This window comes from Vibrio sp. Makdt (assembly GCF_027587015.1).
Lineage (GTDB): Bacteria > Pseudomonadota > Gammaproteobacteria > Enterobacterales > Vibrionaceae > Vibrio > Vibrio chagasii_B.
Window position 1 is genome coordinate 36,985 of record NZ_JAPPTH010000029.1, and the last position, 21,420, is coordinate 58,404.

At 45.1% G+C, this 21,420-nt stretch carries 19 protein-coding genes; 6 read left to right on the plus strand and 13 right to left on the minus strand.

Features of this window, described 5'->3' with window-relative positions; all coding sequences use genetic code 11:
* Nucleotides 1-190: 190 nt before the first annotated feature.
* From OH460_RS23845 to OH460_RS23875, 7 genes are all read right to left on the minus strand, one after another.
* On the minus strand, nt 191-1,411 hold the full coding sequence (locus tag OH460_RS23845) for a glycerophosphodiester phosphodiesterase family protein (protein ID WP_269999768.1): 1,221 nt from the start codon (nt 1,409-1,411) through the stop codon (nt 191-193).
* A 262-nt stretch (nt 1,412-1,673) separates the two neighbouring features.
* Complete coding sequence (locus OH460_RS23850) at nt 1,674-3,026, minus strand: sigma-54-dependent transcriptional regulator (RefSeq protein ID WP_269999769.1); 1,353 nt, start codon at nt 3,024-3,026, stop codon at nt 1,674-1,676.
* Complete coding sequence (locus tag OH460_RS23855; RefSeq protein WP_269999770.1) at nt 3,023-4,996, minus strand: ATP-binding protein; 1,974 nt, start codon at nt 4,994-4,996, stop codon at nt 3,023-3,025. Before OH460_RS23855 ends, OH460_RS23850 begins: the two co-directional genes overlap by 4 nt.
* A 299-nt stretch (nt 4,997-5,295) precedes the next feature.
* A complete protein-coding gene (gene dgcA / locus OH460_RS23860; protein ID WP_269999771.1) occupies nt 5,296-6,282 on the minus strand; it encodes an N-acetyl-D-Glu racemase DgcA in 987 nt (328 codons plus the stop codon).
* A 57-nt stretch (nt 6,283-6,339) separates the two neighbouring features.
* A complete protein-coding gene (gene dgcN, locus OH460_RS23865; protein ID WP_269999772.1) occupies nt 6,340-7,347 on the minus strand; it encodes an N-acetyltransferase DgcN in 1,008 nt (335 codons plus the stop codon).
* 160 nt (nt 7,348-7,507) lie between these two features.
* The gene (locus OH460_RS23870) at nt 7,508-8,404 is read right to left on the minus strand and encodes a LysR family transcriptional regulator (protein ID WP_269999773.1); all 897 of its coding nucleotides are present in this window, start codon (nt 8,402-8,404) and stop codon (nt 7,508-7,510) included.
* An 83-nt stretch (nt 8,405-8,487) separates the two neighbouring features.
* On the minus strand, nt 8,488-9,279 hold the full coding sequence (locus OH460_RS23875) for an AraC family transcriptional regulator (protein ID WP_061033851.1): 792 nt from the start codon (nt 9,277-9,279) through the stop codon (nt 8,488-8,490).
* Between the two features lie 162 nt (nt 9,280-9,441).
* On the opposite strand from OH460_RS23875, the gene OH460_RS23880 reads away from it, so the two are divergent.
* A complete protein-coding gene (locus OH460_RS23880; protein WP_269999774.1) occupies nt 9,442-10,593 on the plus strand; it encodes an MFS transporter in 1,152 nt (383 codons plus the stop codon).
* Nucleotides 10,594-10,813: 220 nt separating this feature from the next.
* Here OH460_RS23880 and OH460_RS23885 read toward each other — a convergent pair whose 3' ends face one another.
* Nucleotides 10,814-11,329: an RNA methyltransferase gene (locus tag OH460_RS23885; RefSeq protein ID WP_269999775.1), complete on the minus strand. Its 516-nt coding sequence runs from the start codon at nt 11,327-11,329 to the stop codon at nt 10,814-10,816.
* 275 nt (nt 11,330-11,604) lie between these two features.
* Between OH460_RS23885 and OH460_RS23890 the strand changes: the two genes are divergently transcribed.
* Entirely contained in the window at nt 11,605-13,266 is a 1,662-nt protein-coding gene (locus tag OH460_RS23890) for a methyl-accepting chemotaxis protein (RefSeq protein WP_269999776.1), read from the plus strand.
* Between the two features lie 185 nt (nt 13,267-13,451).
* Nucleotides 13,452-13,670, plus strand: coding sequence for a hypothetical protein (locus OH460_RS23895; RefSeq protein WP_008216605.1), 219 nt, complete (start codon nt 13,452-13,454; stop codon nt 13,668-13,670).
* 5 nt (nt 13,671-13,675) lie between these two features.
* On the opposite strand, the gene OH460_RS23900 is transcribed toward OH460_RS23895, so the two are convergent.
* Together OH460_RS23900 and OH460_RS23905 are read right to left on the minus strand one after the other, a co-directional pair.
* Entirely contained in the window at nt 13,676-14,359 is a 684-nt protein-coding gene (locus OH460_RS23900; RefSeq protein WP_269999777.1) for an endonuclease III domain-containing protein, read from the minus strand.
* Between the two features lie 4 nt (nt 14,360-14,363).
* Nucleotides 14,364-15,233 (minus strand): LysR family transcriptional regulator, encoded by an 870-nt coding sequence (locus OH460_RS23905; protein ID WP_008216609.1) that lies wholly within the window; start codon nt 15,231-15,233, stop codon nt 14,364-14,366.
* Between the two features lie 218 nt (nt 15,234-15,451).
* Between OH460_RS23905 and OH460_RS23910 the strand changes: the two genes are divergently transcribed.
* Complete coding sequence (locus OH460_RS23910; RefSeq protein WP_008216610.1) at nt 15,452-15,799, plus strand: DUF3316 domain-containing protein; 348 nt, start codon at nt 15,452-15,454, stop codon at nt 15,797-15,799.
* Nucleotides 15,800-15,927: 128 nt separating this feature from the next.
* Here the strand turns inward: OH460_RS23910 and OH460_RS23915 are convergent, their stop codons facing one another.
* Nucleotides 15,928-17,565 carry a methyl-accepting chemotaxis protein gene (locus OH460_RS23915; protein WP_269999778.1) on the minus strand — a complete coding sequence of 546 codons (1,638 nt, stop codon included), beginning with the start codon at nt 17,563-17,565 and terminating at the stop codon, nt 15,928-15,930.
* A 259-nt stretch (nt 17,566-17,824) separates the two neighbouring features.
* Between OH460_RS23915 and OH460_RS23920 the strand changes: the two genes are divergently transcribed.
* Entirely contained in the window at nt 17,825-18,250 is a 426-nt protein-coding gene (locus OH460_RS23920) for a DUF3010 family protein (protein WP_004741147.1), read from the plus strand.
* A 62-nt stretch (nt 18,251-18,312) separates the two neighbouring features.
* Here the strand turns inward: OH460_RS23920 and OH460_RS23925 are convergent, their stop codons facing one another.
* Nucleotides 18,313-19,212 (minus strand): DMT family transporter, encoded by a 900-nt coding sequence (locus OH460_RS23925; RefSeq protein WP_102425236.1) that lies wholly within the window; start codon nt 19,210-19,212, stop codon nt 18,313-18,315.
* 123 nt (nt 19,213-19,335) lie between these two features.
* Here OH460_RS23925 and OH460_RS23930 point away from each other — a divergent pair, with 123 nt between their 5' ends.
* Nucleotides 19,336-20,763, plus strand: coding sequence for an aminotransferase-like domain-containing protein (locus OH460_RS23930; protein WP_269999779.1), 1,428 nt, complete (start codon nt 19,336-19,338; stop codon nt 20,761-20,763).
* A gap of 97 nt (nt 20,764-20,860) precedes the next feature.
* Here OH460_RS23930 and OH460_RS23935 read toward each other — a convergent pair whose 3' ends face one another.
* Nucleotides 20,861-21,409, minus strand: a complete 549-nt coding sequence (locus OH460_RS23935; RefSeq protein ID WP_171367427.1) for a carboxymuconolactone decarboxylase family protein — start codon at nt 21,407-21,409, stop codon at nt 20,861-20,863.
* Between the last annotated feature and the right edge of the window lie 11 nt (nt 21,410-21,420).

Here is a 21,420-nt window from a genome sequence, read left to right on the forward strand (position 1 = left end):
TTTATTCTTTCAAATTCAACAACTTAACGAAAAACTCAAATTCAACAATCTATTTTGAGTCATTCATGTCCAACCCAAAAGCTTACATTTGGGTCATTTATGTCCCATCAATTTTAACGGTAAAAAAAGAGCCCGAAGGCTCTTTGGTTCACTACTTTTTCTCTTAGTATTCTTCAATAATCCAGATAACTTAGGCGTCGCTGTCCATGCAGTTTGCGTAGTAAGTTACCGTTGCAGGCCAGTCGCTGAATACGCCCATCACACCTACATCTTGTGCCAACACATCGAGCATTTTCATCATGTCGCCATCATTGTTGATGCCATCTTTCACGCTCTTGTAGTACCAACCGCCGCCTTGCGCTAGTGGGCCTGAACGTTCCAGAGTCCATGCGATAATCTCGAGGTCTGCATCTTTAGCGAGTTTGGCGTAGTTAGACGCAACCAGTTCATTGTTCTCATCTAAATCAACCAGAGCAAACAGGGGCGGCGCGATGATGTTTACACCCGCATCGTGCAGCTCTTTCATGTTCTCAACAGAAGCGACAAAGTCCGCTTGCTCGTAAACACGGTCATCAAGATAAACGGCTTGTTTACCGAATTTGGGTGCTGCTTTGATCCAGTACTTCACATCATCTAGGTCGAACGATTGCAAGTAAGTCTCTGAAGGTGCAAAGCCCGCATCTTTTAGTTCATCCACCAGCTTTTGCGCGTACATCTCTTGGCTGAAGCCATTGAAAGGCATCTCAACCGCTGCCGATTTCAATTCAGGTGTCACTTTCACACCGTGTTCTTTAAACAGCGCCGCACTTTCTGCGTGTGTCATTAACGTCCCGCTCTGGCTGTATAGATCCGTTCGCCAACCCGGAGTGCCGTTCATGTACTCTTCGACTGTGGTTGCTTTCGGGTTCGCTCCATCCATTTTTCCTTTTAACGTCTTAAACTCCGCTAGCGTGAAATCGGAAGTACGACACTCAACCTGAGCATCTTCGCCTGTCGCAGGGTTCGCTGGTTTAAATGGAACTGAACACTTCTTAGCAAGCTCTGGGTGAGCCAATACATCGGTTGTGGTGTGCAGGTCACTTTGAGAATGTCGACACACCAATTCCTTATCTTTAGTGAAAGTAACATCACACTCTACGACACCGGCTCCCATCTGAATCGCCGCTAAGTAAGATTCTTTAGTGTGCTCGGGAAACTGCATTGCAGCTCCACGATGCCCAATAGAAAAATTACTACGATGAAAAGGCCCTTCGCTACAACTGAGCAGCTTGGTTTTCAAAGGGCTCTCGTCCATATTGTTGACTAAAAAGAGGGGACGAGGACCTAGGTTTGCTGACTCTGTCGCCGCCCATGCTGTTATTGAGCTAACGCCGAGTATCAGAGCAATCGAACCTTTCAGTATTTGCTTCATGTTTGTATCTCCTTGCAACAAGCAATTATTTTTCTAATTTCCTTAATCCGGTCATTTCTATTTTTCTGATATGACCTCATGTGGGCTGATGCCACAATGTTGGGATTGCACGCTTTGTGCCAAATGTTAAAACTCTTTTATTACAATTACTTGAAACAGTTAATCATTCGACTAAATGATAAATGGGTCATTATTGTCTTGTGCTTTTTCTTCTACTTTGTCTTTTGGTTTAGGTTTGTTATTTGATAACCAACCTAGCGAGTTAAGCTTTGAAACTCTCTTTATCCAACTGGTGTTTTTTCATTTTTCGATAAAGCGTTTTGCGTGGCAGATTCAGCTTGCTTGAGACTTCATTGATATTGCCCGCGCTCTCTATCAAGGCTTCGGTTATTACATTTCTCTCGTACTGATCCATCTGCTTTTCAAAGGCGAAATCTTCCCCAGTCGATTCACAAATCGGTGATTGAAGATCAAAGCCATCGCCGACAATACCGAGTACAAATCGGTCGGCAACGTTACGCAACTCACGCACATTTCCTGGCCATTCATGTCGGCACAACTGTTGTATCTGTTCGGGATAAATCGTCGAAGGACGCGTCTTGTATTTGTGGCTCGCTTGAATCACAAAGTGGCGGAACAACACCTGAATGTCCTCTTTGCGTTGGCGGAGTGCCGGGAGGTTAAGGCTAGCAATATTTAAGCGATAGAAAAGGTCGGCTCTGAATTCACCAGATTCACTGAGGCTTGCGAGGTCAGCTTTACTCGCGGCAACCACCACAATATCGACAGGTATCAATTCATTACCGCCCACACGCTCGATCACTCGTTCTTGAATCACGCGTAGCAACTTAATCTGCACTGCAATCGGCATACTTTCAATTTCATCAAGAAACAGAGTGCCGCCATTGGCTTGTTCTACTTTTCCGATGCGTTTCTTATTGGCACTGGTAAACGAGCCCGCTTCATGACCAAACAGCTCACTCTCAATAATGCTCTCTGTCATGCCACCACAGTTTATTGCGACAAACGGCTTTGTCTTACGACGACTAAACTGATGCAAGGCGCGAGCAATCACCTCTTTGCCAGTGCCTGTCTCACCGTTAATGATGGTATCGACGCCAGTATGAGAGAGCGCAAGCACTTGCTTACGTATGGTATCCATCGCTTGCGATTGACCGATAACCACAGATTCAATCGGTAGTTCTGTATCCTGATCGTCGTCTAACGTTGCAGGGCTGTTTTGCTGACACTGTGCCAACGCCAAGTCGAGCTTTTCTACCAACTCACTGGCATTGAGAGGTTTCTCCAGAAAATCGAACGCACCCAACTTCATCGCCTCGATTGCCATCGGAATATCACCATGCCCACTCATCAGTAATACAGGAACATTGGCTGCGCGATGTTGGATTGAACTCAACAACGTAAGCCCATCCACTTGTGGCATCCGAACATCACACAACACCACCGACTGACTGTTTGCGTTCAGGGACTTTAGACCAAGGTTTGGGTCGGTAAAGCTCGTGACACGGAAACCCTCGAGTTCCAACATTTCACTCACGGCTTCAACAACGTCGGTTTCATCGTCGATAATAACTATGTGTTTTTCTGAAGTCATGAGTTTGTGCCTTTTGGTAGAGTGACGATAAAGGTGGTGCCTTGGTGTTCAATCGATTCGACGTGAATCGAGCCGCCAAAGTCTTTAATTATGTTGTATGCGATAGACAAACCGAGCCCGAGCCCCTTACCGGTTGTCTTACGGGTATAAAATGGGTCGAACAGATAAGGAATGTCCTCTTCGGGTATTCCTAATCCATTGTCCTTAACTGCAATTTGAATAGTGTTCGGATACTCTTGAGTGGAGATGCTCAGCTGGGGCCGCTCCCTGTGTTCAACGGCATCCAACGCATTGCTGATTAAATTCACCAGCACCTGCTCTAAGCGAATGCTGTTGGCTCGAACCATTTGATAGCTTTGTGGGAAATACTGAATTGACACCCTACTCTGCCGAGTTTCAAAGAGAGCGATCGCGTCATCAATCACCTTATCCAACTCGACATTATCAATTTTGCCATCGCTCTTACGCGAAAATGCCTTCAAGTGACGTGTAATCGCAGCCACTTTATCTAACAAGATCTCAATCTTTTTCAGGTTGTCTTCTGCTCTGTCTGGCCTTTGCTTACCTAACCATAATTGAGCACTTCGAACGTGACTGTTTGCTGCGGTCAGAGGTTGATTGATCTCGTGAGTAATGCCGACACTTAACTGCCCCAACGCGGCCAGTTTTCCAGCTTGAATGAGCTCATCCTGAGTAACACGCAGCTTGGCCTCGGCTAAGGTTCGTTCTTCTACCTCTGCCTCCAATTTGCGGTTGGTTTGCTTGACGACTTTGGCGGTGGTTTGAAATACCTTTAAGTACTTAGCCATTTGCGTCACTTCGTCTTTGCCACGAATCGCGACTTCGGTATCTAAATGGCCCGTAGAAATCGCGAACATGTTGTCTTTAAGCTGTAATAGCCTTTCCAAAATACTCTTGCGCACATAGAACCATGAGATAGCCGCGGCAGCTAACACACTAAAAAGAGAGAGAAAAAGTGACAAACGTTGGTTCGATTGCAAAGAGTGTTGCGCCTGCTGGATCGACTGATCAATATTGCGGTTCACTTGGCTAGTGTTACGTTCGATTTGTACTGTTAACTGATTCAAATGCTCACGGCTGTTTTGTAAGAAATATTGCTCTTGATAGAGATGGTCGAGCGCTTTGTTTTTCAGCCCATACAAGCTGCTATCACTTGAGGCTAGGTTGTAAATCACGGTAAGTTGATTGTCCAATGTTGGAAAATCACTTCTTAGATCTCCACTTACCCATAGCTGCCACCATTCTTCTCCAACCTGCTCAAGTCGTAAACTGGTGTAATCCAGCTCATTAAAACTGGAGTCGTTATACAGTTTTTCTACCAAGCCTAATTGGTAGTACAGCAGGGACTTTAATTGCGTGAATTGAACCTGCTCTTTGGCTGAATCAGGCAAGCTATCGAGTGAATCACTGGCTTGCTGCAATAGCGGGTAAAAGCCTTCGAGTAGATTTCGAAGTTCTTGGTTGAGCTGTTCAGATTCAATCTCACTTTGGTACAACAGACTGAGGCTATTGTTAACTTGAGCAATAAGATCTTTAAAATAAGAGTGATAATCCGGAAATTGCACCATAACGCTATTCATAACTGAAATAGCATCTTCAATTTTAAGCATCGCTTGTTTACGCTCTAAATTGGATTCCGCATCACTGAGTTGAGATGAGGTTGTGATAATGACACGCACCATGTCATTTAAGCGAGCTGCGTTATCTAAAGCGGGGATTTCACTCTCTTTTAGTTCAACAAGGCGTTGATTTAGGTTTTCAAAGGTGAAACTGGAGACTACCGAGAGGAAGATGGTAGTCATCGATAACATGGCTAACGCCAGCACCAAACGTAGCTCTATGCCTTTCCAGCCAAACCACTTACGACGCGGAATCTTTATCGGAAATGGACGTTCAAAACGGTCCTTGTTGTCTATCACCTCTGAGACACGACTACTCACTCGCCCCACCTTCTTCTCATCAAAAACCAACAGTAAAGGTCAATGATTCAATCAGTTAGGTGGTTAGCCCGACTTAAAGCCACTTCAAATAGTTTTAGTGAAACTATGAAAACAAGAGCAATCATTAACATTTCACATAAAACACCATAACAATTATTTTATAAACCCCAGACTGTCTGTTTTGAGAGAGAAGAAAGTGACTTCACCGACAGAAACGTGATTACTCTATCAATATAAAAAATCGCATAGGCTTTCACCTATGCGATTTCATCAATATCACGTAAATTTAATAGCCGAGACTCAACGAGTTAAAGAATGATCATCCCATCTTGATAAATCAGTGCTGGCGTCACGTCTTGACCAAGTAATACAGGGCCGTCGAGGTCGACAATTTCAGACTGCACAGCAATAGGCAGCGCCGCACGCATGGCCAGTGAAGTGCCAAGCATACAGCCAGACATAAGAGTAAAACCAAGCCTTTGCGCTTCTTCGGCAAGGGCTAATGCTTCCGTCAAACCACCGGTTTTATCAAGCTTGATGTTAACCATTTCATACTTGCCCAACAACGATGACAACTGCGAAGTGGTGTGGCAGCTTTCATCAGCACACAATGGGATAGGATGCTTGATATGTGCCAAAGAGGCATCATGCTGTTGCGGCAGAGGCTGTTCTATCATCGCGATATCAAACTCAGTCAGCTGATTGAACAGCTCTTCGAGATTCAATCCAGTCCAAGCTTCATTGGCATCCAGTACAATTTTGACTTCTGGTGCTGCTTCTCGGACAGCGCGCACACGCTCTACCACTTGTTCACCATCAAGCTTCACTTTTAGAAGTTTCGCACCGTTCGCCACATAATCTCGAGCTTGAGTTGCCATCGCTTCTGGTGTGCCAATCGAAACTGTCATTGCGGTAACAATCTGCTTAGGTAACTCGAACAAGCTATTCGGAAAGATCTGTTCGTTTTGCTGCGCTTGATAATCCCAAAGTGCACAATCGATAGCATTACGCGCAGCCCCTCCCGCCAATGAGGACTGAAGATGATCTCGTAATTCTTCAGGGTCGGTCATACCACGCTCAAAAGCCATTTCAAGAGAGCTAGCAGCTTGTTGAATTTGCGCCAACACAGACTCTGATGACTCACCATAACGTGGATAAGGCGTACACTCGCCTTGCGCTTTTTTACCATTATGTTCGATGTAAACGCGAACAACATGACACTCTGTTCGGCTGCCTCGAGAGATGCGAAAAGGCGTTTGCATCGCGATAGTAATAGGTTCTGCAGTAATCTTCATAATTTCACTCGGTTGATGTTCGCTTTAACAAATGGAAACGTAGAAATGATGAAATCGTTAAAGTGAATGTCGCAAATGATCAGTAATATGTTGTACACCAAATCGCACTGGATCCGTCACGGGCACTTGATAAGTCTCAGTCCATTCTTGGCACAATGTTTCAGCCTCTTCAATGCTAATTGCCGAGGTGTTCAGGCAGATACCCACCAGCTTCACATTTGGATTAGTCAGTCTCGCCGCTTGCAAATTAGCGTCAATCGTCTGTTCTATCGTGGGTAATTTGGCATGTGGTAAATTGCGAACATGTGGTCGCCCTACTTCATGACACAGCACCAAAGCACCAGCTTGCGCGCCATGCAACAAACCCAAACTTACACCAGCAAAAGAAGGATTGAACAAAGAACCTTGGCCTTCAATGATGTCCCATTGGTGGTCGGTAAAATCAGGGCTGATCGCTTCTACCGCGCCCGAAATGAAATCCGCAACCACTGCATCAATCGAAATACCGCTGCCTTCAATCAAGATACCTGTCTGCCCTGTTGCTTTAAACTGAGCAGATGTTCCCGCTTCTTTAAGCGATTTTTCAATCGCCAGTGCAGAAAACATTTTGCCTACCGAGCAATCGGTACCGACCGTAAGCAGACGTTTACCTTGACGAGGCTTGCCATTACCAACGTTTAGGACACCATCAAAATGGCGTACATCATGAAGCTTAGTCAATCCTCGCTGTTGCATGTCAGCAAGCGGTGAGAATTCACTCAAGCGCTGGTGCATGCCGGATGCAATCTCAAATCCCATTTCTGCAGCTGCCAGTATGGTTGGTTGCCATGACTCAGGGATCACGCCGCCCGGGTTTGCAGTACCAATAACTAGCGTTTTCGCCCCCTGCGCTTGTGCCTCTTGCAAGGTCAGATCCGTCAAGCCAAGAGAAACGGTCTGTTCTGTTAAACGTAATTGACCAAGGCAGATTTCTGGTCGCCACTGATGAATACCACGAGCTGTTTTTGCAGCCAGAGGGTCAGTTACATCCCCAAGAAAAAGAAGATAAGGTTGAGCGATAGACATGTGTATTCCTAATTAAGAGTCCTTGTATGGATTTACCTTAATTAAGAAGTTAAGCCCTGCCGAATGCCTATTTATCGCGTGCCTATAACATGATGTTATGGGTAGCTGATGTTATGGGTAGTAATCGGAGACGGTAAACTAATCAGCTAACAGCACTTAGCTAATAACATGAGCGCTGCAGTGCTGAAATGAACTGTTTAGCTGCAATCGACTGTGGCGTATGTTCAGCGCATAGAGTCGATACTGAGAAAGTAATAGCTGGTTGAAGCGGCAACACACAGACTGCATCGTCATTTTGATACTGTTCTGCCGTCCACGGATCAACAATCGCAAACCCTGCTTGGTGCTTAACCAGCTCCGCCGCAGCGCTATATCCGCGTACCGATATTGGGTGATGATAATGCTCATCGCGTGCAATCAAGCTTTGATGGAGCAGCAAACCCAGTGGATCACGATTATCAAGCCCGATGATTGGTAACGGATAATTGATTAAGTCATCAAGGGTTAACTCTGTCGGCAGATGCTCTACGGTGTTAGATGGAACTAGAACCTGAAGGGATTTGGTTAATAGCGTTTCTGACAATATCGCTGGCGGTGCTTCGTCGCCAAATGCGATAGCAATATCAAGCTCATGCTTTAATAGCCCAGCACATAGTTCGTCACGGTTGGCAGTCAGCAATTCAAAAGAAAGCTCTTGTTTACTGGAATATTGCTCACGAGACATTTGGGCGACTACCGGAGTCAGCAATTTGGTCGCTAGAATCGGCGGCGCACCAATACGTAAATGCTGATGACCTTGCTTTACTTTGTTGGTCAAAGACCGAAATTGGCCTAATTGTTGGTAGACCTTCTCCGCTTCTGGTAACAAGGTTTTCGCTTCAACCGTTGGCACCAATCGCCCTTTGACACGCTCGAACAAGCCAAACCCCAGCTGCTGCTCAGTGTGCGCCAAAATACGCGTCACATTAGGCTGGGACACATGCAAGCTGCGTGCGGCTCCAGATACGGTTCCGGTCTGCATAATGGCGTAAAAGACTTCCAGTTGTCTTAGGTTCAAATCGATGTCCTTGTGATTCGCGAGCGTAATTAAGCCACTAGACTAACATATACATTGCGATTAGAGGCTGACATTAACGAAGGTTACATAGCCTCCGCGTTGGATGTGTTGGTCATGTAATTCATTGGTGTCATGCCTGTTTTCTGGCGAAAGAAATGAATAAATGCACTGTCACTGGAGAACTCCAACCTATCGGCGACATCCGATATGCGCATGCCACTCGACAGCAATTCAATCGCGCCCAACAAGCGCCACTGCTGCCGCCAACTTTGATATGGCATTCCGGTTTCTCTATTAAAGATCCGAGTGATCGTCTTTTCGCTCGCTCCAACAACCTCACTCAACTGTGCCAACGACGGTGCCATAAAATCTTGATTATCAATATCAGATAACCAAGATTTGAGGCGATGATCTTGAGGTAACGGCAAAGACAGATACACCTCTTGCGAGTCGTTCAGCTCTTCGATAAACAAATTCAACGTATTGATTTGCTCACTATTAGGCTTATCGAATGCCCAAAATGCCATTCGCTCTATCAAGACTCTCATTAACGCCGTGATATCGAAAATCATCACACCTCTTGGTAAGCGCTCTGACAAGGATTGATCAAAGTACAGCGAGCGATACTGAGTAATGTTGGTCATCTGAGCATCGTGCTGAACGCCTTTCGGGATCCATGCCGCCCTCATTGGGGGTAAGACATACTTAACATCTTCCAATGTGATTGTCATGCACCCGTGCTTCGAAAACAGTAACTGGTCTTTTTCATGAAAATGTATGCCAGAAGCGTGATTAGAGACCTCAGCAGCAACGCCAACAACTAACCCGTTATGGTCGTCTGCACAAAAGTCATCTTGTTCTGAAATCAATGCCATTGAGCCGCTTGTCCTTATTTCGATATTTTATGTCCAAATCTCATTATAAGACATTAGCACATCATGCCTAGAATAGTACCTGTTCTGTTATCCCCCTGATTAAGAGGTTCAGGAAATAACTAAATCATTACGATGTTAATTAGAGGTATTTGAAAACAAAAAATGAACAAGATTATTGGAAAAATTTCTATCCCATTGGCGGTTGTGTTGCTGATGTTTCCGCAAATAGTAGAAACCATGTATAGCCCGGCTCTGACTTCTGTAAAAAACCATTTTGGGGTTAGCAGTAGTGAAGCGGCACAAGCGATGTCTATATTCTTCATTGCTTTTGCATTCGGAGTCGTATTCTGGGGGCGCATGTGTGATGTATTAGGAAGACGAGTCTCTACCTTACTGGGGTTAGTCGTCTTTATCATTGCAGCTCTGTTTACCATGTTAGCGCCGACATTCACTTTAATGCTCACGGGCTTTGGCTGCTGTGCTTTTGGTGCCGCTGTTGGTTCTGTTTGCACACAGACTATTATCCGTGATGGTTATCAAGGTAAAGAACTCAGCCACGTCTTCTCGATTGTGGGTACCTCTATTGGTATCAGCCCTGTTGTTGGGATGTTGGCTGGTAGTTGGTTGACATCTATAGGTGGCTATAAATGGGTATTCATGGCGATGGTGGTACTTGTGGCTATCTTACTGATTTGGTCATTAGGTAAACTGCCAGAAACAAAGCCTGCAAATACAAAAAGAGACAGCCTAGTCTCTGTTGCTATAAAAATGCTTACCGATGCACACATCTGGTACGTAACGTTAATGGTTGGGCTATTTAATATAGCGCTATTCTCGTACTACAGTATTGCCCCGTTTATGTTTGAGCAATTAGGGGCAAGTGTGAACTTTTTTGGTAATACCGGTTTTATTCTTGCGATGGGATCAGTATTAGGCTCTGTTATTAATATGAAGCTAATTCGCATGCATTTAAGCCATGACAAAATTGTAGCGTTTGCGTCTTGCCTATTACTTATTGCAGGCATTGGTGTATTTATCATGCAGGAATCCGTTTGGTTCTTCATCCCAATGGTATTTGTATCGTTATCATTCGGGCTTGCGTTACCTAATTTGCTCAGTGGCGCTTTGACTAAATATCACGACCATTTAGGCAGTGCCGGAGCTCTATTAGGCCTGTTTTATTACTTGATTATTGGCTTTGGCTTACACAGAGCAGCCGAGTTCGCCGACTTAGCATTGACGCTTTTGGCTTGCGCTGTTGCCGCCATTGTATTGGTTATCATGCACACACTTCATCAGATGAAACACCAATAGCCTCCACCCTTAAAATAAAAAACCACCTTGTTAGGTGGTTTTTTATTACGGACATACATTAACTAATACAAAGGTAACTCAAATGACAACATTACTTTATATCGTGTTATCTATTGCGACCATCTTCTTCATATTTGTCATCGTCAAATATATTTTAAACCTGTTTACTTTCGACTTTAGCGATATTGAGTTTTAAAAATATCTAACCACGAGAGTCAGACTAGCGCTTCTCTTTGATAACTAGATGGTTGCGATTATCACGGCTTTTCTTAATCAGCTCGTTGCTCTCGTCCATTTCATCTGACTTAGCAAGGCGATCATAAAGCAGCACATTCACGGTTGCAGCCAAGTTCATGCAACCAACTGTTGGAACGTACACAACGTGATCTGCTCTATCGGCAACGTCTTGAGTAATAGAACCATCTTCTGGGCCGAAAATGTAAATCGCATTTTCTGGGTGTTTAAAACGTGGCAGTGGCGTAGCACCTTCGGCAAGTTCCACACAAACAATCTTGGTTTCAGGATCAAGGTTATCTAAAAACGACTCGACACCGGTCAGTGGGATTGTGCGCGTTGCACTCTTGGTATCGGTGTGAAATTTAGCGGCTTTTTCGTAGCGTTGCCCTGTGTATTTAACTTCATCGACCTGATAACAACCAGCCGCACGCATAACAGCACCGACGTTTGTCGGGCTCTTCGGGTTAGTTAAACCAATAGTCACATGGCTTTTGTTCATGAATCTTTCTCACTTAACGAATAGACATAGCAGGGTGCTACAAAGCGTCGCATTCTAGCAAAGCAACGTTGAATTCAAAAGCATCGAAACAAATGAGTCGCATCTCCCTTAAGCCCCTAGTTGCAAGGGATGTCACATCAAAAATTTAACCGCCATCATATTTATAAAACAAAAACACTCTAGGGTAACAATTAAACAACAAGCCCATTTACATTTTGAAACCACATTAATAATGTGTTGAAAATTGCATGAGACAATCACACAGGAAGCGTGACATGACCCTAACCATAAAAAACCGCCTTTATATTCTCTCTTTCATTCCACTGCTGCTGATGGCAATCGGGATGATGAGTGTGACGTATATGAAGAGCACCGAGCTAACCGCACAACAAGTAGAATCGACGCGTAGCAATATGATGGCGATGAAAGAAAAGGAACTCAAAGCGTATCTGCAAATGGCCCAGTCTTCTATCAGCCCGTTCTTAGAAAGAGGTGCAACATTAGAGGAGGCCTTGCCAACCTTAAGAACACTCGAGTATGGCGAATCGGGCTATATCTTTGGTTACGACTCTAAAGGTGTGAGAGTGGTCGTCGGACAGAATACGGATGGCATCGGCAAAAACTACTACGACCTACAAGACAAAAAAGGCAATTACCTGATTCGTGACCTCATCAAGAACTCAAAGCTTGGCGAATTCACGACTTACTATTTTCCGAAACTTGGTCAATCTGAAGCCCTACCAAAACTCAGCTACTCGATATTCATCCCACAATGGGATTTGATGCTAGGCACTGGTTTTTATACTGACGATATTGATGCAGTCATTGCCGAGATGAAAGAGAGTTCAAATACAGCACTTCAAAGTTCACTGACTGCTATCGCCCTTTTCTGTGGCTTGATCGCCCTAGTGGTTGCCGTGTTCGCTGTTGCTGTGAACCGTACCATCATGAAGCCGCTAGAACAGTTTGATCATTCAATTAGCGCATTCGCAAGTGGTGAAGCCGACTTAACGGCACGAATGGAAACCTTCAAAGCACCTGAATTCGCAAAGCTCAGCGAGAACTTCAATGCTTTTGTTGCTAGCCTTCAAACCATCATTCGCAGCGTAAGCGATGTTGGCCAGCAAGTGGTAGCTGAGACAAGCAGCATGTCTTCCCGCGCGGCACAGGTCGACGAAATTGCCACAGGTCAGCGCGAAGAAACAGAGCAAGTCGCTACCGCGATGACTGAGATGACAACAACGGCGCAAGAAATCTCAAGCAACGCTAGCCAAGCCGCAGATTCAGCCAAGCTAGCAGAAAGCAATGCCAAAGAAGCTCAACAGATCGTAAACGCAGCAGCTGATTCAGTAGCCGGCCTAGCGAGTGAAGTATCTGAAGCCAACACCGTGGTATCTCGCTTAGAAGGCGATGTACAAAACATTTCCTCTTCGTTGGCAGTCATTCAAGACATTGCCGAGCAAACTAACTTATTGGCACTTAATGCCGCAATTGAAGCAGCTCGTGCAGGTGAACAAGGTCGTGGTTTTGCAGTGGTCGCCGATGAGGTTCGTAAGCTGGCAAGCCGAACTCAAGAAAGTACGGGCGACATTCACAAAATGATTGAACAGCTAAAAGCCGCTTCAGACGCTGCAGTCAAAGCGATGGATTCAAGCCAAAACCGCAGTGCTCAAACGGTCGAAGAAGCTAATGCTGCAGCGGCTGCACTAGCGAAGATCCAAGAGTCGATCGATACCATCATGGACATGAACTCACTGATTGCTACAGCAACTGAAGAACAGAACATTGTAGGCCAAGAGATATCTCAACGTATTGTCGTAATATCAGACCAAAGCTCTCAATCCGCATCACTAGCCAATCAAAACCGTGCTGGTAGCCAAAACCTCAATAACCGCGCGAATGAGCTTTACCACCTAGTGGATCGTTTCACGGTCTAACCTTTATCCTCTAAAATAAATTCGGGCTTTAGGCTCCCCAATCTGAAGCCCGAATTTCTCAGTCTCAACTCAAACCTTCCCCCGTTCTTTGTTCTTCCTTTTTCATCAGCTTTAAGTGCCAATTTACAAAAGTCAGTTAAACTTATTGGGTTGCAAGGTCATCGACTCGTAGGTAGGCAGATAAGATGTTTAATTCAGATAAGAAGAAGGTTCGTGATTTATTGATCGCCACGCGCTTTGGCGTATCCGCTTCAGAGATGAAAACCATAATTGGTGTTGAACAGAGCAAAGCAATGAAGTGCATTCTTCAACTCAAAGAGGAAGGTGAAGACATTCACACACTTGGCGAAGGCAACAACCCCGAAGAGTTAGTTTTGTATTCCATCGGAGATATTGAGCCTTAAGCGAGTTAAATTTTAGTCTGAGTTCTAGCTTCGATACACATGCTGTTTAGCGGGCAATGTTGACACTTTGGCTTGGGGTTACAAAACTGCTGCCCATGCTCAACCAACAACCCATGGTAGTAGCCGTACCTTTTTGTATCCAAGGGGATCACGCTCTCCATCAAGGCTCGAAACTTCTCATACGATTTAGGCACATCGAGTCCGTTGCGAGTGAAGATTCTTCGCGCGTACGCATCAATAACGAAAGACGGCTTACCTATCGCATAGACCAAAATCGCATCAGCCGTTTCGCCGCCAATCCCTTTCACTTCCAGTAACTCTTTACGCAGTTGCTCCTTGTCTTGCTCACGAACCACAGACATATCGTAGTGGTACTTCGAAAACCATTCCGTCACAGCCTTTAACTTGATGGCTTTCTGATTGTAGTAGCCACTGGAACGAATCTTTTGGGCAAGTTCATCAAGTTCGATGTCAGCAACCGACCTTGGATTGCATTTCTCACCTAAGTTAATGAGTGCTTTCTCTGCGTTCTTCCAGTTGGTGTTTTGAACCAAAATAGCGCCTAAAACAATCTCGTAAGGATCATTCCTTTGCCACCAATCAAAATAGCCATAATGCTGTTCGAGTGTATCGAACACACTGAGTATCAACTCACTTTGACTTGCTGAATGACGCTCACTGTCGGTCATAGGATCAATCCAATTGCTCAGAAAGGAAGTCTACGAGCAAACGAACCTTTGAAGACAGATTACGGTTCTGCGGGTAGAGCGCCCAGATCCCCTCTTTATCGTCTCGGTAATCGGAAAGCACTTCGACCAACTCACCAGAATCAAGATCTTCACTCACGTAGTATTCCGGTAACTGCACCAAGCCTATACTCTGCTTCGCTGCATCTAGCAAGGCTAAACCACTATTGCACTTGATACGTCCATTAACACGGACGGAGCGAGGGCGACCGTTTTCTTTAAAGCGCCAGTGCTCAAAGCCACCGACTAAACATTGATGGTTGGTCAATTCGGAGAGGGTATGAGGCTCACCATAATTCTCAATATATTCAGGGCTTGCGCATACGTAGAGCTGGCGTTGAGAAAGCTTTTTTGCGACGAGACTTGAATCTTCTAATCGACCAAGACGGATTGCGACATCGACACCCGAGTCGATCAAATCGAGCTTTTGGTTGGTCAGCATTAACTCTAGCTCGACTTGCGGGTGAAGCTTTAAAAATTGGTGCAGTATTGGTGCTAGTTGGCGCTCACCATAGGTGACAGGAGCCGTTACTTTCAGAAGCCCCTTCGGTGTCGATTGCATTTGTGTTACCGCCAATTCCGCAATCTCTAAGCCCTCGACCAACAATTTACACTGTTGATAATAGAGTTGCCCGGCTTCTGTAAGAGAAACCTTGCGAGTCGTTCGATTGAGCAGTTTCACCGCGAGACGTTCTTCGAGATTTGCTACTCGGCGACTGATTTGAGCGACCGATGTAGCAAGCTTCTGTGCGGCACCAGTAAAACTCTCACGCTCTGCGACTGCAACAAACTCACTTACCCCTTCCCAATTGGCCATGCCTTTACCTTGTGCTGAACTGTGGATACCCATGCAGTGTATTGAAGTTACCGAATTCTGTCACCTTGCTTGATATGCTTTGCGTATAACTCTCAACGAACAATAACTGCGGGACTAACTTCTTACATAAGTTCGTTTTTGTCCTAACATTATTCTTATCTACTGTTGGTAGGTTGAAAACTCGAATTATTGGTTACACAACAAAGTCAGGTACTCTTATGAAAAAATTAATCATACTTGCATCAACTCTTGTACTCAGCACCACAGCGTTCGCAGCCACTAAAACGACGATCCAAGAAACAACGCTAAAGTCTGATACCTTTGTTACTGAAGCGGAAGCATACGATGCAGGCACGAACCTTATGGATGAGCTAAGCACAAAGACACCGTTTGAGCTTTCAAGAGAACTACCACAGTTCCAGCAAACAACAAAATACGATTCGTTCAAAATTGATGACGCGAATATGGAGGTGAAGAAAATCACCAACATGAACGGCGATGTTCACTACCAAGCAAACGTAAAAGTTGATTACCGTTACACATACCAAGACGGTCGTAGCAGCTAATCACTAGCAGCTCACGGTCAACAACGGATCATGTATCTAAAAAGAAAGCCCGAACTCATGGAGTTCGGGCTTTCTGCTATTTCTTTGCGGCTAACGAGAACAAACCACGTTCATCTCAGCTCTAAATGTTACACCTCGAACTGAGAAACTAGGCTATCCAGCGCCTCACATTGCTCGGCCAAAGCCATACACGCATTTTCAGCGCTGCTCGCCATCTCAACCATTTGCATCGTACTTTCTGCGATACGTTGAACATTTTTGTTCACTTCTTCAGACACTTGAGACTGCTGAGAAGCTGCCGTCGCAATCTGCGTGTTCATGTCATTCATCTTACCGATTGAATTACGAATCTCACTCAAAGAAGACGCTGCAGTCCCGGCTTGAATAATGGTTTTCTCGCCGCTGATTTTGCTCTCGCTCATCACGCCAACAGCATGCTTAGCCCCGACCTCTAAACGCTCAATCATAGCCTCGATTTCACCAGTGCTGTCTTGAGTTTTACTTGCCAATGCACGTACTTCGTCCGCGACTACAGCAAAACCACGACCTTGTTCGCCAGCACGTGCCGCTTCGATCGCTGCATTTAAGGCCAACAAATTAGTTTGTTCAGCAATACCTTTGATCACGCCAAGAATAGAGGCGATGTTTTTCACATCAATATCCAATTCCTGAACCACACCACCCGCGTTCTCAATATCTTGAGCTAGACGTTCAATTGATGTCACGGTTAGACCAAGCGTAGTGTCTGCCGACTCCACTTCGTGATTCGCAACGTTACTTGCGGTAGCCGCATCTAGGGCATTACCACTCACCACTTCGCTAGTCGCCTGCATTTCATGAACAGCAGCCGCAACAACTTCACTCTCTCGCTGTTGGTTTGAAGAGAATTCAGCAACGCTTTGAGTGAGCGACTTAATATTTTCCATCTCAGCTCGAACAGCGTTTGACGTGAAAATTACTTGCTCAACCGTAACGTGGATTTTGCCAACAAACTTATTGAAAGCAGAGCTTAAACGAGCAATCTCGTCGTTCCCTTCCACCTTCATGCGCTGAGATAAGTCACCATCACCTGATGCGATCTCATTCATTGCTTTCTCAACGTTCTGAATTGGTTGAACAATGAAACGGTTCGATAACCACATCGCAAACAATGCGGCAAAAACAGCGACTGCCATTCCAACCTCAATGATCAACTTGCTTGATTCAATTGAGTCGCCCGCTTGCTGACGCAGCTCTTTCTGCTTCAACTCAATCAGGGTACGGATATCACGCAGTTGTTTACGGATAATCGCAAACTCAGCATCTAACGCTGGCGAGTAATCAATGTTGTATTGATGTGCATTCGCAGGGTCAGCAAACATAGGTTCGTGTAGCGCGACCCACTTACTCATCGCATTAACCAGTTTAGACAGTTCACCACGTGAAGAAGGATCTAACACACCAGCTCGATACAAAGTCTCAACACTTTCAAAGCGTGGAACCGCTTTATAAGCGTTGTCTTTGAATTCGAACTTTTGATAGTCAATCGCCGCCTGATCTTTCGCAAGTAACAAGCCTTGCGCTGAAGCGATGATTTGGTAGATATCGCGGTAGCCATCTTCTAGGTTATCTAGAACAGGTTGAACGACATTGTTGAGCTCGTTATTAATCGCAGCTTGAGCATTTGATCTGATAACGTTGAGCACGGTAACGGTAGAAAAAACAATCACAATCACCAACAGCGGGATCGCGATTTTACTCTTAATCGAAAGATTATTGATATTCATTGGGATTAATAACCACACTTCAAATAGGGATGCGCGCGCAATATACAGCACACATATGAAATCCCGCTAAGCTTTTGTGAGCCTCATCCCATAGCAAACGTTACCGCCCATCTACATGATGACAAATTAGCCAAAGGTTAACTTTTCGCCGCTAAGATATTCTCTGATTTAGACTTATTTTCGACGGATACACGCAAATACTGGAGAAGTGTTAGAAATAACACCATAATATAGGGCTCTAAAATAAGTAGGTAAGAACATGAAAATTTGTGGTGTTGAAATCAAAGGTAACGATGCAGTCATCTGTCTTCTTTCTCTGTCAGATGGTGTATTTAACATTCCTGATTGCCGAGTTTCTAAGGTTTCTATCAGCGACGCTAACGACACACAGAATATGAAAGACTTTCAATTCTCTTTTGCAAAGTTAATGGAAGATTACCAAGTAGAAAAAGTAGTGATTCGCCAACGCCAAACTAAAGGCAAATTTGCTGGCGGTGGCTTCGGCTTCAAACTAGAAGCAGCGATCCAATTGATCGACGGCCTAAACGTTGAAGTAGTTTCTCCAGCAGACATCAAAGAAAGCCTGAAGCGTAACCCTCTAATGATGAAGTTCAAAGAGACTGGCCTAAAACAATACCAAGAAGCACCGTTTACAACGGCTTACGCATGCTTGATGAAGCGCTAATCGATAGTCGCTAGAAAGTTATTGATAGAGAAAGAGCCTGAATATTCAGGCTCTTTTTATTTTTAACGGTTTAAAGCTGCTTGTCTTCGGAACCTAATCAATTCGGGCTTCTTCACCACCAGATAAACCGCAGTGGCTGACAACGCAAAACCCATTGCGCCATAGATGTCGAACGACTCGCCGAAGATAAGCCACGCTTGAATTGCGGTTGTCGGCGGTACGAGATAAAACACCGATGCGACACTTGAAGACGCCCCATTCTCCACCATGTAAAGTAACAACAATATTGCGACACAAGATAGAACGACCACCAGCCAAATCAGCGTTAACGTAAATTCTACCGTCCAGTTCACTTGCATGGTTTCGTAGCGCATCGCAAAAGGCAGGAACAACGCTGCAGAAGCCAAGTATTGCACCATTGCACCGCCCACCATGTCTGTCCCCTTACAGAAACGCTTTTGATATAAAGTGCCGCAAGTAATACCTACCAGTGACACTAAGCATAACAGTGTCGCCAAGCCTTTTTGGTCATCCGATTGCCATTCAATATTACCCATTAACACCAAGCTAATGCCCGCAAAGCCAAGCGCTAAACCAAGCCATTGCGCAAAGTTAAAACGCTGTGAGGTGCAGCTGACCATGATCAGCGCGGTAAGAATAGGTTGCAGACCCACCAATAAAGAGCTCAAACCTGCAGGCATCCCCATATCAATCGCCAGATAGGTACCACCGAGGTAAAAACCATGAATCAATATCCCAACCACACACGCATGGAAGAATGCTCGACCACGAGGGATACGACGTTTAAGGATTGCAATCAAGACCAAGAACAGCGCTACGTTGGCTACCATCCTAAGTGAAAGTAACGTCGCGGGTTCAGCGTATTCCACACCAAGACGAGCGCCAACAAAGCCTGACGACCACAATATTACAAACACAAACGGAATCATTTTAATCAGCATTACAAACCTCTGGTCAACTCTTCATCAATGCTGTTACCTTAGTTGGGTACAGATAACTAATAAAGATACAGATATAACACTTTAAATGGTTACAGATTGAGAATCAGTTGAAGGGAGTGCAGTGTGGAAGTAGAAGTCAGCGGTAATAAATATCTCGTCACCGAGCAACATATTAAGACTCAGATCGATAAGGGGCTCTTTCATCCTGACGATCGCTTACCCTCAATCCGACAACTAAGCGAGCAACTGGGTGTAAGCAAAAACACCGTGATTCGTGCCTATCAAGAGTTGGAAGCGACGGGCTGGGTATATTCCGTTCCCAAGTCGGGTTATCGCGTTAAAGCCCCCAACACCACAAGTTGGGATGCACCGAGCCAGCCGCAAAAAGTTGACCTTTTATCTGTCACTAAATCTGTACTCTCCCGCCCCAGTGGGCGTTTAAAGTTACAAGCAGGCTCTGCTCACCCAAACATTAACAACCCCGCCATTCGTAGTCTGTACGCTGAAATTGGTCGCCACAGCCGCTTGCAGACTCAACTTCCTGGCTATTACCAACTGCCGCCCGGCGACGAACAATTAGTAAAACAATTGTTAAAGATCACCCATGATCTGGGCGTACCTGCAGGATCGAAAGAGATTGCGATCACTCACGGCGCGCAGCAAGCGATCAGTTTAGCACTGCGCGCATTAACCAAACCGGGCGATATCGTTGTAGTTGAGTCTCCATGCTACTTTGGTAACTTACTCCTATTGGAATCACTAGGCTTACAAGCACTTGAAATACCAAGCAGTGTGAGCCATGGAATCGATATTCAAGCACTACAAAATGCCTTAGATAAATGGGAAGTGAAAACGCTGCTGCTGACACCAAACTTTACCAACCCGACAGGATCTAGAATGCCACTTGCCAACCGAAAAGCATTATTAGAGATAACCGGATCTTTGCCGATTATTGAAGATGACGTGTTCGGGAGTTTGGCGTTTGATGCTCCGATTGCGAGCTTGAAAGAACTGGATGACCAAGAACGAGTGATCTACGTGAACTCTCTATCCAAGACTTTGGACTCTCGCTTGCGTGTTGGCTGGCTGCTTTCCGGTCGCTATCAACCTTTAATCGAAAAGTACCTACTGTGTGACAACATGGGTAGCTCCAACCTGATGCAATCAGCGGTCGGCCAGTTTCTCACCACTGGCAAATATCGCAATCATTTATCTAAGATGAAGCGACTCTATCAAACCAACCAAAAGCAATTTCAAAGCCTTTTGATTCAAGCCTTAGATAGCTACCCTCATCTTGTAGGACGCTACCATCTTTCCAAACCTGAGGGAGCATTTATAAACTGGATAACGCTCCCCGAATCACTCGACAGCTATGCCGTCTACCAAGATTGTTTGAAGCATAAGTTAGGTATCTTACCCGGCACTGTGTTTGGCACCCACGACCAATACAAACATTGCCTGCGCTTTACTGTCGCGAACATTGAAGAGAACAAGGACTGGAAAGAAGGAGTCGCGACGCTGGCGAAGTTGATCGCCAAACATACACGTTAACTGCTCCACCAAAACAGGCTAGACCCTGAACATAACAAAGCCCCGCTCAACTGAGCGGGGCCTTCATCATTATCATTCCCGGCTTAATTAAAAGCGATTAACCTTGCCAAGCGAACTGCTCAAATACTTTGTCTACTGGCGTTTCAGCAACGTGGTTTACGTAGTTACTGATCACTTTCTGTGAAAGGCCAAGAATCACTTCTAGCACTTGTTGTTGTCCATAACCTGCAGCGAAGAATGCTTCCATTTCATCTGCAGGCACATTGCCGCGATTACGAACCATGCTTAGCGTGAAGTCGTGCAGAGCTTGCAGTTTTTCTGTTGGAAGTGCCGTGCGATTACGCAGTGCTTCAGTAATTGCCGGATCAACCTTCATTGAGTGTGCAATACCAGTATGAGCTGGGACGCAGTAGTGACATTCGTGTTCAACGTTAATAGTTTGCCAAACCACTGTCAGCTCTTCTGCATCGAAAGATGAATCGCTAAACGCTTGATGAAGCTGAGTATAAGCCTTGAGTGTATTCGGTGATTCCGCTAACACACCAAATAAACCCGGAACTCGACCCATCTGCTTTTTCGCACCTTCAAGAATAGGTTGGCTTTGTTCTGGTGCTGATTCTACTGAGTGAATTTTGAATTTGCTCATCGTTCTATTCC

Coding starts and splice junctions, on each gene's coding strand:
- OH460_RS23845 (WP_269999768.1), bottom strand. CDS start 1,411: ATGAAGCAAATACTGAAAGGTTCGATTGCTCTGATACTCGGCGTTAGC.
- OH460_RS23850 (WP_269999769.1), bottom strand. CDS start 3,026: ATGACTTCAGAAAAACACATAGTTATTATCGACGATGAAACCGACGTT.
- dgcA (WP_269999771.1), bottom strand. CDS start 6,282: ATGAAGATTACTGCAGAACCTATTACTATCGCGATGCAAACGCCTTTT.
- dgcN (WP_269999772.1), bottom strand. CDS start 7,347: ATGTCTATCGCTCAACCTTATCTTCTTTTTCTTGGGGATGTAACTGAC.
- OH460_RS23875 (WP_061033851.1), bottom strand. CDS start 9,279: ATGGCATTGATTTCAGAACAAGATGACTTTTGTGCAGACGACCATAAC.
- OH460_RS23880 (WP_269999774.1), top strand. CDS start 9,442: ATGAACAAGATTATTGGAAAAATTTCTATCCCATTGGCGGTTGTGTTG.
- OH460_RS23885 (WP_269999775.1), bottom strand. CDS start 11,329: ATGAACAAAAGCCATGTGACTATTGGTTTAACTAACCCGAAGAGCCCG.
- OH460_RS23890 (WP_269999776.1), top strand. CDS start 11,605: ATGACCCTAACCATAAAAAACCGCCTTTATATTCTCTCTTTCATTCCA.
- OH460_RS23895 (WP_008216605.1), top strand. CDS start 13,452: ATGTTTAATTCAGATAAGAAGAAGGTTCGTGATTTATTGATCGCCACG.
- OH460_RS23900 (WP_269999777.1), bottom strand. CDS start 14,359: ATGACCGACAGTGAGCGTCATTCAGCAAGTCAAAGTGAGTTGATACTC.
- OH460_RS23905 (WP_008216609.1), bottom strand. CDS start 15,233: ATGGCCAATTGGGAAGGGGTAAGTGAGTTTGTTGCAGTCGCAGAGCGT.
- OH460_RS23910 (WP_008216610.1), top strand. CDS start 15,452: ATGAAAAAATTAATCATACTTGCATCAACTCTTGTACTCAGCACCACA.
- OH460_RS23915 (WP_269999778.1), bottom strand. CDS start 17,565: ATGAATATCAATAATCTTTCGATTAAGAGTAAAATCGCGATCCCGCTG.
- OH460_RS23920 (WP_004741147.1), top strand. CDS start 17,825: ATGAAAATTTGTGGTGTTGAAATCAAAGGTAACGATGCAGTCATCTGT.
- OH460_RS23925 (WP_102425236.1), bottom strand. CDS start 19,212: ATGCTGATTAAAATGATTCCGTTTGTGTTTGTAATATTGTGGTCGTCA.
- OH460_RS23935 (WP_171367427.1), bottom strand. CDS start 21,409: ATGAGCAAATTCAAAATTCACTCAGTAGAATCAGCACCAGAACAAAGC.